The organism is Pseudomonas lalucatii, assembly GCF_018398425.1.
Classification (GTDB): domain Bacteria; phylum Pseudomonadota; class Gammaproteobacteria; order Pseudomonadales; family Pseudomonadaceae; genus Aquipseudomonas; species Aquipseudomonas lalucatii.
This window is the reverse complement of record NZ_JADPMV010000002.1, coordinates 1,561,296-1,574,102: the sequence shown is the minus strand read 5'-3', so window position 1 is coordinate 1,574,102 and position 12,807 is coordinate 1,561,296. Positions and strand designations below refer to the sequence as shown.

Below are 12,807 nucleotides of genomic sequence, written 5' to 3'. Positions count from 1 at the left end.
TCAGTAGCGGTAGCTGTCCGGCTTGAACGGACCGTCCACGGTCACGCCGATGTACTCGGCCTGCTTGGGCGTCAACTGGGTGACCACGCCGCCGAAGCCCTTGACCATCTCCAGCGCCACTTCCTCGTCGAGCTTCTTCGGCAGCACCTCTACGCACAGGCGCGCGGCCTTCTCGCTGGCCGGCAGCTCGGCGAACTTCTGGCCGAACAGGTGGATCTGCGCCAGCACCTGGTTGGCGAAGGAGCCGTCCATGATCCGGCTCGGGTGGCCGGTGGCATTGCCCAGGTTGACTAGGCGGCCTTCGGCCAGCAGGATCAGGTAGTCGTCGTTGGCCGGATCGATATCCTTGCCGGTGCGGTGGATCTTGTGCACCTGCGGCTTGACCTCTTCCCAACCCCAGTTCTTGCGCATGAAGGCGGTGTCGATCTCGTTGTCGAAGTGACCGATGTTGCACACCACGGCGCGCTTCTTCAGGGCCTTGAGCATGCCGGCGTCGCACACGTTGACGTTGCCGGTGGTGGTCACGATCAGGTCGATCTTGCCCAGCAGGGCGGCGTCAACGCTGGCCTCGGTGCCGTCGTTGAGGCCGTTCTGGTACGGCGAGACCAACTCGAAGCCGTCCATGCAGGCCTGCATGGCGCAGATCGGGTCGACTTCGCTGACCTTGACGATCATGCCTTCCTGGCGCAGCGACTGCGCCGAGCCCTTGCCCACGTCGCCGTAGCCGATAACCAGGGCCTGCTTGCCCGACAGCAGGTGGTCGGTGCCGCGCTTGATGGCGTCGTTGAGGCTGTGACGGCAGCCGTACTTGTTGTCGTTCTTGCTCTTGGTCACCGAGTCGTTGACGTTGATCGCCGGGACTTTCAGGCTGCCGGCCTTGAGCATGTCGAGCAGGCGGTGCACGCCAGTGGTGGTCTCCTCGGTGATGCCGTGGATCTTGTCGAGCATCGCCGGGTATTTCTTGTGCAGGATTTCGGTCAGGTCGCCGCCGTCGTCCAGCACCATGTTGGCGTCCCACGGCTTACCGTCTTTCAGGATGGTCTGCTCGATGCACCACTCGTACTCGGCCTCGGTCTCGCCCTTCCAGGCGAACACCGGGATGCCGGCGGCGGCGATGGCAGCGGCGGCCTGGTCCTGGGTGGAGAAGATGTTGCAGCTCGACCAGCGCACCTCGGCGCCCAGGGCGATCAGGGTCTCGATCAGCACGCCGGTCTGGATGGTCATGTGGATGCAGCCGAGGATCTTCGCGCCCTTGAGCGGTTGCTCGACGGCATACTTGCGGCGCAGGCCCATCAGCGCCGGCATCTCGGACTCGGCGATGATCAGCTCGCGGCGGCCCCAGGCGGCCAGGGCAATGTCGGCGACCTTGTAGTCGGTGAAACCGGCAGGCGTCAGTACAGCGCTCATAACTGAGTTCTCCATTCGTTGTCTGCGAATGGGCGCCGTTGATGCGTATGGATAACGCCCCATCCGAGCCTGACAAATCCTCTGTTAATGAGGCTTGCTGCAGCGCCCCTCGGACGGGTGGCGGGCGCGCCCGGAGCGGTGCCGGTCGCGTGAAGCCTGCGGATTATAGCCAGGCCGGCGGCCAAGCCCAAGGCTTTCCGTCGCCGCTGCGCCGACATCTGCGGCAAAACACCGCGCTTGGCCGGGGCGTCGCGAGTGGGGATACTGTGGTCCGCCTTCGCCGCCGAATCCATGGTCCATGAAACTGACAATCGCCCTGCCCATTCTGCTCGCCAGCCTGGCCCTCGTCGCCTGCGGCGAGGTCGACCCCGACTCGCCCCTGGGCCAGCGCCAGGCCATCTTCAAGCAGATGCTCAAGACCAGCGAGGACCTCGGCGGCATGCTGCGCGGGCGCCTCGCCTTCGACGAACAGCGCTTCGTCAGCGGCGCCGCCGAGCTGGACCGGCTGGCGCGCGCGCCCTGGCAGCACTTTCCCCAGGTCAGGGAGGAGGACGGCAGCCAGGCCAAGGACGAGGTATGGCAGCGCCAGGCGCGTTTCCAGCAGCTGGCCCGTGAGCTGGAGGGGGCCACCGCCGCGCTGGTCGCGGCCACGACCGCCAGGCCGCTGCGCGAGCGGACGCTGGCGCCGGCGATGCAGCGCGTCGAGGACAGCTGTGAGGCTTGCCACCAGGAGTTCCGCGCGTTCTGAGCGATCGGCCCGGCTTGCTGTGAGCCAACGAAAAAGCCCCGCGGATGCGGGGCTTTTTCGTGGTTCCGGGGGGGTTACAGGCCGGCGGCGGCGCGCAGTTCGGCGGCCTTGTCGGTCTTCTCCCAGGTGAAGGCGGTGAAGCTGTCGTCGCCGTAGCTCATCTCCACCGGCTCGCGGCCGAAGTGGCCATAGGCCGCGGTCGGCTGGTACATCGGGTGCAGCAGGTCGAGCATCGTGGTGATGGCGTAGGGGCGCAGGTCGAAGACCTCGCGCACCAGCTTGATGATGGTGTCGTCGCTGACCTTGTTGGTGCCGAAGGTGTTGATCGAGATGGAGGTCGGCTGGGCCACGCCGATGGCGTAGGACACCTGGATCTCGCAGCGCTCGGCCAGGCCGGCGGCGACGATGTTCTTGGCCACGTAGCGGCCGGCGTAGGCGGCGCTGCGGTCGACCTTGGACGGGTCCTTGCCGGAGAAGGCGCCGCCACCGTGGCGGGCCATGCCGCCGTAGGAGTCGACGATGATCTTGCGCCCGGTCAGGCCGCAGTCGCCTACCGGGCCGCCGATGATGAACTGGCCGGTGGGGTTGATGTGGAACTGGGTGTCCTTGTGCAGCAGTTCGGCCGGCAGCACGTGCTTGACGATCAGCTCCATCACCCCTTCGCGCAGGTCGTTGTAGCTGACGTCCGGGTTGTGCTGGGTGGACAGCACCACGGCGTCGATGCCGGTGACCTTGCCGTTCTCGTAGCGGCAGGTGACCTGGCTCTTGGCGTCCGGGCGCAGCCACGGCAGCAGGCCGGACTTGCGCGCCTCGGCCTGGCGCTCGACCAGGCGGTGGCTGAAGCAGATCGGCGCCGGCATCAGCACGTCGGTCTCGTTGCTGGCGTAGCCGAACATCAGGCCCTGGTCGCCGGCGCCCTGGTCTTCCGGCTTGGCCCGGTCGACGCCCTGGTTGATGTCCGGGGACTGCTTGCCGATGATGTTGATGATGCCGCAGGTGGCGCCGTCGAAGCCGACGTCGGAGCTGTCGTAGCCGATGTCGATGATGACCTTGCGCACCAGCTCTTCCAGGTCGACCCAGGCGCTGGTGGTGACTTCGCCGGCGATGATCGCCACGCCGGTCTTGACCAGGGTCTCGCAGGCCACGCGGGCATACTTGTCCTGGGCGATGATGGCATCGAGCACCGCGTCGGAGATCTGGTCGGCGATCTTGTCCGGATGGCCTTCGGACACGGACTCGGAGGTAAACAGGGAGTAGTCGCTCATCTATCGGTCTTCCTAAATTAATTACCGGTGGGTGAGGGTGGCCCGTGGGCCGGTGTGTTCATCCGGTTTGGCGAAATGCCGCACCTGAATCTGGAAACCATTGCGCAGGCCCACGTACTGGCTGTCGCCGGGTATGAGCCCCGCGGCGCTGGCCCAGCGGGCCAGGTCGTCCTGTTCGAAGCCCAGCCAGAGATCGCCGCAGGCCTGCCTGGCCCAGCTCTGGTTGTGGCTGCACAACTCGCTGATCAGCAGGCTGCCGCCGCCGTTCACGCGTTGCGCCAGCTGTTTCAGCGCCTCGGCCGGTGCGGCGAAATGGTGCAGGACCATGTTCAGCACCAGGCAATCGGCACTCGGGTAATCGTCATTCAAGGCGTCGGCCAGGCGCAGCTCGACGTTGTCCAGGCCGTGCTTGTCGCAGCGCTGGCGCGCCAGCTCGAGCATCGCCGGACTGTTGTCCAGCGCGGTGACCCGCTTGAAACGCCGCGCCAGCTCGGGCAGGAAACCGCCGTCGCCGGGGCCGACCTCCAGGGCCGTGGCCTCGTTCGCCAGGTCCAGGGCGTCGAGCAGCGCCAGCATGCTGTCGCGGTACTGCGGCAGGCCGGCGATCAGGTCCTGCTGGGCCTGGAAGCTGGCCGCCGTGCGGGCGAAGAAGTCGCGGCTGGTCGCCGCCCGCCGGGCATGCACCTCGGCGATGCGCGCCTGGGCCTCGGCCGGCAGCGCCAGGCCGTCGGCTTCGTTCAGCAGCGCGGCGTGCAGGGTGCCGCCGAGGGCGTCGCCCTGGGCCAGGGCGCGGCGGTAGAACACCGCGTTGCCCTCGCGGCGCGTGGCCACCAGGCCGGCCTGGGCCAGCACCTTGAGGTGATGGCTCATGCCCGACTGGCCGATGGCGAAGATCTGCGCCAGTTCCAGCACGCCGAACGAGTCGTTGGCCAGGGCGCGCAGCACGTTCAGGCGCAGCGGGTCGCCGCCGGCCTTGCACAGGGCGGCCAGTTCGTCGGCGGGCTCGAAGCTCAGCTGGGGGATGCGCAGGTTCATGGGGCGCGAAGTCTAGTCGGTCATTTTTCATCCAGCAACAGCAATATCAAAATGTTTTGATATTGCCTGGGCGTGGCGCGATTTGCCCCGTGGAGGTCGCAGCAAGGCCGAGAAAACCGCGGGCCGCGACCATCTGTCATTGCCCCGCGGCGCCTGGCTGGGCGAAAATGGCCGCCTTTTTCGTGAACAGCCCCCGCAGGAGATTCAGCGATGCCCAGCCGTCGTGAGCGTGCCAATGCCATTCGTGCCCTGAGCATGGATGCCGTGCAGAAAGCCAACAGCGGCCACCCCGGTGCCCCGATGGGCATGGCGGATATCGCCGAGGTGCTGTGGCGCGACTACCTCAAGCACAACCCGAGCAACCCCGAGTTCGCCGACCGCGACCGCTTCGTGCTGTCCAACGGCCACGGCTCGATGCTGATCTATTCGTTGCTGCACCTGACCGGCTACGACCTGGGTATCGAGGACCTCAAGCAGTTCCGCCAGATGGGCAGCCGCACCCCGGGCCACCCGGAATATGGCTATACCCCGGGCGTGGAGACCACCACCGGCCCGCTCGGCCAGGGCCTGGCCAATGCCGTGGGCCTGGCCATCGCCGAGAAGGTCCTGGCCGCGCAGTTCAACCGCGAAGGCCACAGCATCGTCGACCACAACACCTACGTGTTCCTCGGCGACGGCTGCATGATGGAAGGCATCAGCCATGAGGTCTGCTCCCTGGCCGGCACCCTCGGTCTGGGCAAGCTGATCGCCTTCTACGACGACAACGGCATCTCCATCGACGGCGAGGTCGAGGGCTGGTTCACCGACGACACGCCGAATCGCTTCGAGGCCTACGGCTGGCAGGTGATCCGCAACGTCGACGGCCACGACGCCGAAGAGATCAAGATGGCCATCGACACCGCGCGCAAGAGCGCGCAGCCGACCCTGATCTGCTGCAAGACCACCATCGGCTTCGGCTCGCCGAACAAGCAGGGCAAGGAAGATTGCCACGGCGCGCCGCTGGGCGTCGACGAGATCGCCCTGACCCGTGCCACCCTGGGCTGGGAGCATGGTCCGTTCGAGATCCCCGCGGACATCTACGCCGAATGGGACGCCAAGCAGGCCGGCGCCGCCGCCGAGGCCGAGTGGAACGAGCGCTTCGCCGCCTACGCCGCCGCCTATCCGGAACTGGCCGCCGAGTTCCAGCGGCGCATCAAGGGCGAGCTGCCGGCCGGCTTCGCCGAGAAGGCCGCCGCCTACATCCAGGAAGTCGCCGCCAAGGGCGAGACCATCGCCAGCCGCAAGGCCAGCCAGAACGCGCTGAACGCCTTCGGCCCGCTGCTGCCGGAGTTCCTCGGCGGCTCCGCCGACCTGGCCGGTTCCAACCTGACCCTGTGGAAGGGCTGCCAGGGCGTCTCGGCCGAAGATGCCAGCGGCAACTACATGTTCTACGGCGTGCGCGAGTTCGGCATGAGCGCGATCATGAACGGCATCGCCCTGCACGGCGGCTTCATTCCCTACGGCGCCACCTTCCTGGTGTTCATGGAGTACGCCTGCAACGCCGTGCGCATGGCCGCACTGATCAAGAAGCGCGTGCTGTTCGTCTACACCCACGACTCCATCGGCCTGGGCGAGGACGGCCCGACCCACCAGCCGATCGAGCAGCTGGCCAGCCTGCGCTGCACGCCGAACCTCAACACCTGGCGTCCGGCCGACGCGGTGGAGTCGGCGGTGGCCTGGAAGTGCGCCATCGAGCGCAACGACGGCCCCAGCGCGCTGATCTTCAGCCGCCAGAACCTGGCGCACCAGAGCCGCGACGCCGCCCAGTTGGGCGATATCGCCCGCGGCGGCTACGTGCTCAAGGACTGCGCCGGCGAGCCGGAGCTGATCCTCATCGCCACCGGTTCGGAAGTCGGCCTCGCCGTGCAGGCCTATGACGCGCTGAGCCAGCAGGGCCGCCGGGTGCGGGTGGTGTCGATGCCTTCGACCAGCGTGTTCGACCAGCAGGACGCCGGCTACAAGCAGGCGGTACTGCCGCTGCAGGTCGGCGCGCGGATCGCCATCGAGGCCGCCCACGCCGACTTCTGGTACAAGTACGTCGGCCTCGAGGGCCGCGTCATCGGCATGACCAGCTTCGGCGAGTCGGCGCCGGCGGCGGCGCTGTTCGAGCACTTCGGCTTCACCCTGGAGAACGTCCTGGAAACCGCCGCCGAGCTGCTGGACGCCTGATCACGTAGGATGGGTCGAGGCGCGTAGCGCCGATACCCATCGCGGTGCAGCCTGGGTATCGCTGCGCTCAACCCATCCTACGGTCGTTTTGCCATCGAGATCGCCATGTCCCATCGTCCCTATCGAGTTGCCCTCAACGGCTACGGCCGCATCGGCCGCTGCGTGCTGCGCGCCCTGCACGAGCGCGGGAGCGACGCGGGCCTGGAGATCGTCGCGCTGAACGATCTGGCCGACCAGGCCAGCCTGGAATACCTGACCCGCTTCGACTCCACCCACGGCCGCTTCCCCGGCGAGGTGCGGGTCGAGGGGGATTGCCTGCACATCAACGGCGACTGCGTGAAGGTGCTGCGCGAGGAGGCGCCGGAAGGCATCGACTGGGCGGCGCTGGACATCGACCTGCTGCTGGAGTGCTCCGGCCAGTACACCACCCGCGCCGATGCCGAGCGCTTCCTGCAGGCCGGCGCGCCGCGGGTGCTGTTCTCCCAGCCGATGGCCGGCGAGGCGGATATCGACGCCACCATCGTCTACGGGGTCAACCAGCAGCGCCTGAGCGGAGCCGAGCGCCTGGTGTCCAACGCCTCCTGCACCACCAACTGCGGGGTGCCGCTGCTCAAGCTGCTCAACGACGCGGTGGGCCTGGAGTACGTGTCCATCACCACCATCCACTCGGCGATGAACGACCAGCCGGTGATCGACGCCTACCACCACGAGGACCTGCGCCGCACGCGCTCGGCCTTCCAGTCGGTGATCCCGGTGTCCACCGGCCTGGCCAAGGGCATCGAGCGCCTGCTGCCGGAGCTGGCCGGGCGCATCCAGGCCAAGGCCATCCGCGTGCCGACGGTCAACGTCTCCTGCCTGGACATCACCCTGCAGACCGCCCGCGACACCTCGGCGGCCGAGATCAACCGGGTGCTGCGGCAGGCCGCCGAGGAAGGCCCGCTCAAGGGCCTGATCGCCTATACCGAGCTGCCCCATGCCAGCTGCGACTTCAACCACGACCCCCACTCGGCGGTGGTCGACGGCAGCCAGACCCGGGTCTCCGGCCCGCGCCTGGTCAACCTGCTGGCCTGGTTCGACAACGAGTGGGGTTTCGCCAACCGCATGCTCGATGTCGCCGAACACTTTCTAGCTGTATCCACCGTACAACCAGCCCCCGTGAAGGACTGATGCCATGACCACGCCGTTCAAACCAATAGCGAAGATGATCGACCTCGACCTCCAGGGTAAGCGTGTGCTGATCCGCGAAGACCTCAACGTGCCGGTGAAGGGCGGTGTGGTGACGAGCGATGCGCGCATCCTGGCGGCGCTGCCGACCCTCAAGCTGGCCCTGGAGAAAGGCGCGGCGGTGCTGGTCTGCTCGCACCTGGGGCGTCCCGAAGAGGGCGTGTACAGCGAGGCCGACAGCCTGGCGCCGGTGGCCGCCTACCTGTCCCAGGCCCTGGGCCGCGACGTGCCGCTGGTCAAGGACTACCTGGGCGGCGTCGAAGTCGCGCCCGGCGAGCTGGTGCTGCTGGAGAACGTGCGCTTCAACCCGGGCGAGAAGAAGAACGCCGACGCGCTGGCCGAGCAGTACGCCGCGCTGTGCGACGTGTTCGTCATGGACGCCTTCGGCACCGCCCACCGCGCCCAGGGCTCGACCCATGGCGTGGCCAAGTTCGCCCAGGTCGCCTGCGCCGGCCCGCTGCTGGCCGCCGAGCTGGACGCCCTGGGCAAGGCCCTGGGCAACCCGGCGGCGCCCATGGCAGCCATCGTCGCCGGCTCCAAGGTGTCGACCAAGCTGGACGTGCTCAACAGCCTCAGCCAGATCTGCGACCAGCTGATCGTCGGTGGCGGCATCGCCAACACCTTCCTCGCCGCCGCCGGCCTGCCGGTCGGCAAGTCGCTGTACGAGGCCGACCTGGTCGAGACGGCCCGCGCCATCGCCGCCAAGGTCAGCGTGCCGCTGCCGGTGGACGTGGTGGTGGCCAAGGCCTTCGCCGAAGACGCCGAGGCGACCGTCAAGGCGGTGGCCGAGGTGGCCGAGGACGACATGATCCTCGACATCGGCCCGCAGACCGCGGCGCAGTTCGCCGAGCTGCTGAAGTCGTCCAGGACCATCCTGTGGAACGGCCCGGTCGGGGTATTCGAATTCGACCAGTTCGGCAACGGCACCCGCGTGCTGGCCGAAGCCATCGCCGAGAGCCCGGCCTTCTCCATCGCCGGCGGCGGCGACACCCTGGCGGCCATCGACAAGTACGGCGTGGCCGCGCGCATCAGTTATATCTCCACCGGCGGCGGCGCCTTCCTCGAGTTCGTCGAGGGCAAGGTGCTGCCGGCCGTCGAGGTGCTGCAGCAGCGCGCCCAGGGCTGAGGCGGCTGCGCCGCGGACCGGGAACCGACCCCCGGTCCCTTGAGACTTGAACACGGCCTGCCCCTGCGGCAGGCTTGCACCGATTAACGACCCCCACCGGGAGAAAGTACCCCATGGCACTTATCAGCATGCGCCAGATGCTCGACCACGCCGCCGAATTCGGCTACGGCGTGCCGGCTTTCAACGTCAACAACCTCGAGCAGATGCGCGCCATCATGGAAGCGGCCGACCGGACCGACTCGCCGGTGATCGTCCAGGCCTCGGCCGGGGCGCGCAAGTACGCCGGTGCGCCCTTCCTGCGCCACCTGATCCTCGCCGCCATCGAGGAATTCCCGCATATCCCGGTGTGCATGCACCAGGACCACGGCACCAGCCCGGCGGTGTGCCAGCGCTCGATCCAGCTGGGCTTCAGCTCGGTGATGATGGACGGCTCGCTCAAGGAAGACGGCAAGACCCCGGCCGACTACGACTACAACGTGCGCGTGACCCAGGAAACCGTGGCCATGGCCCACGCCTGCGGCGTGTCGGTGGAAGGCGAGCTGGGCTGCCTGGGCAGCCTGGAAACCGGCCAGGCCGGCGAGGAAGACGGCATCGGCGCCGAGGGCACCCTGGACCACAGCCAGATGCTCACCGACCCGGAAGAGGCCGCCGACTTCGTCAAGCGCACCCAGGTCGATGCCCTGGCGATTGCCATCGGCACCAGCCACGGCGCCTACAAGTTCACCAAGCCGCCGACCGGCGACATCCTCGCCATCGACCGGATCAAGGCGATCCACGCGCGCATCCCCGACACCCACCTGGTGATGCACGGCTCCAGCTCGGTGCCCCAGGAATGGCTGGCGGTGATCAACGAGTTCGGCGGCGACATCAAGGAAACCTACGGCGTGCCGGTCGAGGAGATCGTCGAGGGCATCAAGCACGGCGTGCGCAAGGTCAACATCGACACCGACCTGCGTCTGGCCTCCACCGGCGCCATGCGCCGCTTCATGGCCCAGCACCCGAGCGAGTTCGACCCGCGCAAGTTCTTCGCCAAGACCGTCGAGGCCATGCGCGACATCTGCATCGCCCGCTACGAGGCCTTCGGCACCGCCGGCAACGCCTCGAAGATCAAGCCGATGTCCCTGGACGCCATGTACCTGCGCTACGCCAAGGGCGAGCTGGCCGCCAAGGTCAACTAAGTCCGATCGCGCCGCATCAGCCGAAAAGCCCGCTCCCGAGCGGGTTTTTTGTTGGCCGCAGTTAGGAATGGTATGACTCGATGTGCTGAGCAAGGAAAAATATGACGAGCACTTCCAGCCATGGATGATCGAAGTGCTCGTGCATTATTTCTGTCCGTAGTGTGACCTTGTTGGAGTTTTGGTCTTCTCAATGACTGAGGTGCTGATTCCGTACTCGTCAGCATGTCTGCAAGAAGAAGTGCGCCCGATGCCTTCAGGGAAGGATGCGCCAGTGCAGTGACTGCGCCGGTGAGCATGCGGGATGCGAGAAAAGCAGTCCACATGAGTCGAGGTTATCAATGAGCAAGCATTCCATTTATATCGCTGTTGGCTTTGTCTCCTCCCTGCTGGCCGGTTGCGCCAGCCAGCCCAGCACGGCCGACCTGATGCGGGCACACGCCGACGAGGCGCAGGCTCGTGTGGAACTGAGAAAGCAGTTTGCCGCGGACTGGGATCGCGGCTCGGAGCTGCTGCGCGACGGCGAGAAGCGCATCCGCAAGGGCGAGAAGCAGGTCGACTCGGCCGAGCGGGCCCTCGAGGAGGGCCGTGAGCAGGTGGCCCGCGGCAATCGAGAGATCGAGGAGGGGCGTCGCCTCCTGGAGGAGAGCGAGCGTCAGTTCAAGGAGCACTTCCCCGGGCATGCGCTTAGCAGCGGCAGCTGATAGCGCCGCGGGGGACCTTGGTCCGGAGGGCGAGCGCCTGCCGGGCCTTGTTACGAAGAAGCCAGGCCCGGGGGCCTGGCTTCTTCGTTGTGGGTCAGGGGCGATGCGTCACTTGACCCAGTGCTTGCCCCAGTGGGTGATGTCGTAGGCGGCGGCCCTCTGCTGGCTGAAGGCGCGGGCGCTCGGTTGCTGCGCCGCGGCGATCTCGTCGTCGATGATCTTGGTCGACAACGACAGCCAGCTGGTGGCGAAGGCGGCGGCATCGCCGTTGATCTCCAGGGCCTCGCGGTTGATGTTGAGGACGTTGTCGCAGGCCTGGTGGTAGCAGGGGTCGAAGGCCACGCCGGCGTCGCCGCCGTACTTGGCCGCCTGATCCGCGCTCTTCAGCACTTCGGCGCCGGTGAACAGGCCGCCGAAGGCGATGCCGTCGAGGAAGAACTGCGCATAGTCGGAACGGAAGCTGATCTGGTCGCCTTCCGACGGCAGGGCGCGCAGGCGGTAGTAGGTCTCGAACAGCCTCTCCACCGCCGCCGAGCCCGGCGGGCCCTGCAGGCCGAAGTCCGAGCCGTCGCCGTCGTAGATGAAATAGGCGAAGTTCGGCGAGGCGATCATGTCGAAGTTCAGGTAGACCTTGACCCTGGCCTTCTCCTCGGCGCTGAGGTTCTGCACGTAGTGGGTCGAGCCGACCAAGCCGGACTCCTCGGCGCCCCACCAGGCGAAGCGCACCTTGTTGCGCGGCCGGGCCTTGCGCATCTGCAGGGCCATTTCCAGCACGGCGGCACTGCCCGAGCCGTTGTCCTGGATGCCGCCACCCTCGAATACCGAGTCGAGGTGGGCGCCGACCATCACCACGTTGTCCGGGTTGCCCCGGCGCGTCTCGGCGATGATGTTGAAGGTCTCGGTCTTCTCGCGCACCACGTCGACCAGCAGGCGCAGCTGCAGGCCGGCGGTGCTCGCCCAGGCCGCGCCGAGGTCGTAGGTGGCGAACAGCACCGGAATGTCGCCCTCGTAGCCGTCGCCCAGGGTGGCGTTGAGCAGGCCCTTGCGGTCGTCGCTGTTGCCCTGGTTGAAGATGATGGCGCCCGCGGCGCCGGCCGCCGCGGCGTTCTCCGCCTTCTGCTGGAAGCTGCAGGCGCCGCGCTGGATCAGGGCGATGGCGCCGGCGGGGAAGCCGGCGAAGTCCGCGGCCTCGCAGCCGCTGGTGGAAGCGTTGTCCGGGCCCAGGGCCAGGTCCACCGCGGCGACGCTGGCGGTGAGGTTGCCGGCTTCTGTCTGCGACAGGTAGGTGAAGTCTTGCTCCCACTCATAGCTGGTCGGCGTGGGCGCCACCATGGCCAGTTCGCCCGGGCCCTGGGGGTAGAACGCGGTGAAGGGGAAGGGCTGCAAGGTGACCTGGTAACCGGCCTGCTCCAGGGTCTGTTTCACGTAGTCCACCGAGGCCTGGTAGCCCGACAGGCCCGCGGCGCGGGTGCCGCCGTTGGCCGCGGCGATGTCCTGCAGCATCTGCAGGTGGTACAGGGTCTTGCTGGCCTGCATGCAGCGGGGCAGGCCCAGGGGGCTGTTGTTCAGCAGCAGCGAGTTGCAGCCGGCGGGGTCTGGCCTGGCCGGGCTCCAGAACTCGTTGAACAGGTCGCCGGCTGCCGGCGGGGCGGCCTGCAGGCCGGTGGACAGGGCGAGGGCAAGCGCCCCGCCGAGAAAACGCCAGTGGGTAACTGTTTTGTTCATGGTTCCTCCAATCCTTAGGGAGAGCGCGTTGCCAGGTCGGCTTGTGGCCGCTGGCGACTGGTCCTTGACCGCATCGATCCGGACGCGAAGTGGAAGCCTAGTCCGGGTTGGCGGAATGTGGAGCGCGCGTGCCATCTCTGTGACTCGACGCACCCTTTGTCGAGGGCGAGGCGCTCGGCAGCGCCGCGTC

10 protein-coding genes and 1 riboswitch are annotated in these 12,807 nt (G+C 67.4%); of the genes, 6 read left to right on the top strand and 4 right to left on the bottom strand.

Annotated elements, in window-relative coordinates:
• Window positions 1-1,407, bottom strand: coding sequence for an adenosylhomocysteinase (locus tag I0D00_RS20860; RefSeq protein WP_213641684.1), 1,407 nt, complete (start codon window positions 1,405-1,407; stop codon window positions 1-3).
• A gap of 23 nt (window positions 1,408-1,430) precedes the next feature.
• Window positions 1,431-1,524, bottom strand: a riboswitch (S-adenosyl-L-homocysteine riboswitch).
• 181 nt (window positions 1,525-1,705) lie between these two features.
• On the opposite strand from I0D00_RS20860, the gene I0D00_RS20855 reads away from it, so the two are divergent.
• Window positions 1,706-2,155, top strand: coding sequence for a c-type cytochrome (locus tag I0D00_RS20855; RefSeq protein ID WP_213641683.1), 450 nt, complete (start codon window positions 1,706-1,708; stop codon window positions 2,153-2,155).
• Between the two features lie 74 nt (window positions 2,156-2,229).
• On the opposite strand, the gene metK is transcribed toward I0D00_RS20855, so the two are convergent.
• Window positions 2,230-3,420: a methionine adenosyltransferase gene (gene metK / locus I0D00_RS20850; protein ID WP_213641682.1), complete on the bottom strand. Its 1,191-nt coding sequence runs from the start codon at window positions 3,418-3,420 to the stop codon at window positions 2,230-2,232.
• A gap of 21 nt (window positions 3,421-3,441) precedes the next feature.
• Window positions 3,442-4,455 (bottom strand): ArsR/SmtB family transcription factor, encoded by a 1,014-nt coding sequence (locus tag I0D00_RS20845; RefSeq protein ID WP_213641681.1) that lies wholly within the window; start codon window positions 4,453-4,455, stop codon window positions 3,442-3,444.
• A gap of 210 nt (window positions 4,456-4,665) precedes the next feature.
• Between I0D00_RS20845 and tkt the strand changes: the two genes are divergently transcribed.
• The 5 genes from tkt (at window position 4,666) to I0D00_RS20820 (ending at window position 10,892) form a co-directional block, all read left to right on the top strand.
• Complete coding sequence (tkt, locus tag I0D00_RS20840) at window positions 4,666-6,663, top strand: transketolase (RefSeq protein WP_213641680.1); 1,998 nt, start codon at window positions 4,666-4,668, stop codon at window positions 6,661-6,663.
• A gap of 105 nt (window positions 6,664-6,768) precedes the next feature.
• Entirely contained in the window at window positions 6,769-7,830 is a 1,062-nt protein-coding gene (gene epd, locus I0D00_RS20835) for an erythrose-4-phosphate dehydrogenase (RefSeq protein WP_213641679.1), read from the top strand.
• Window positions 7,831-7,834: 4 nt separating this feature from the next.
• On the top strand, window positions 7,835-9,013 hold the full coding sequence (locus tag I0D00_RS20830; RefSeq protein WP_213641678.1) for a phosphoglycerate kinase: 1,179 nt from the start codon (window positions 7,835-7,837) through the stop codon (window positions 9,011-9,013).
• A 113-nt stretch (window positions 9,014-9,126) separates the two neighbouring features.
• Complete coding sequence (gene fba, locus I0D00_RS20825) at window positions 9,127-10,191, top strand: class II fructose-bisphosphate aldolase (protein WP_213641677.1); 1,065 nt, start codon at window positions 9,127-9,129, stop codon at window positions 10,189-10,191.
• Between the two features lie 338 nt (window positions 10,192-10,529).
• On the top strand, window positions 10,530-10,892 hold the full coding sequence (locus tag I0D00_RS20820; protein WP_213641676.1) for a hypothetical protein: 363 nt from the start codon (window positions 10,530-10,532) through the stop codon (window positions 10,890-10,892).
• A gap of 108 nt (window positions 10,893-11,000) precedes the next feature.
• Here I0D00_RS20820 and I0D00_RS20815 read toward each other — a convergent pair whose 3' ends face one another.
• Complete coding sequence (locus I0D00_RS20815) at window positions 11,001-12,617, bottom strand: M28 family metallopeptidase (RefSeq protein ID WP_213641675.1); 1,617 nt, start codon at window positions 12,615-12,617, stop codon at window positions 11,001-11,003.
• Window positions 12,618-12,807: the final 190 nt, after the last annotated feature.

What these genes read in the sequence shown, in the direction of transcription:
- I0D00_RS20860 (WP_213641684.1), bottom strand. Translation starts at nt 1,407, where the DNA reads ATGAGCGCTGTACTGACGCCTGCCGGTTTCACCGACTACAAGGTCGCC.
- I0D00_RS20855 (WP_213641683.1), top strand. Translation starts at nt 1,706, where the DNA reads ATGAAACTGACAATCGCCCTGCCCATTCTGCTCGCCAGCCTGGCCCTC.
- metK (WP_213641682.1), bottom strand. Translation starts at nt 3,420, where the DNA reads ATGAGCGACTACTCCCTGTTTACCTCCGAGTCCGTGTCCGAAGGCCAT.
- I0D00_RS20845 (WP_213641681.1), bottom strand. Translation starts at nt 4,455, where the DNA reads ATGAACCTGCGCATCCCCCAGCTGAGCTTCGAGCCCGCCGACGAACTG.
- tkt (WP_213641680.1), top strand. Translation starts at nt 4,666, where the DNA reads ATGCCCAGCCGTCGTGAGCGTGCCAATGCCATTCGTGCCCTGAGCATG.
- epd (WP_213641679.1), top strand. Translation starts at nt 6,769, where the DNA reads ATGTCCCATCGTCCCTATCGAGTTGCCCTCAACGGCTACGGCCGCATC.
- I0D00_RS20830 (WP_213641678.1), top strand. Translation starts at nt 7,835, where the DNA reads ATGACCACGCCGTTCAAACCAATAGCGAAGATGATCGACCTCGACCTC.
- fba (WP_213641677.1), top strand. Translation starts at nt 9,127, where the DNA reads ATGGCACTTATCAGCATGCGCCAGATGCTCGACCACGCCGCCGAATTC.
- I0D00_RS20820 (WP_213641676.1), top strand. Translation starts at nt 10,530, where the DNA reads ATGAGCAAGCATTCCATTTATATCGCTGTTGGCTTTGTCTCCTCCCTG.
- I0D00_RS20815 (WP_213641675.1), bottom strand. Translation starts at nt 12,617, where the DNA reads ATGAACAAAACAGTTACCCACTGGCGTTTTCTCGGCGGGGCGCTTGCC.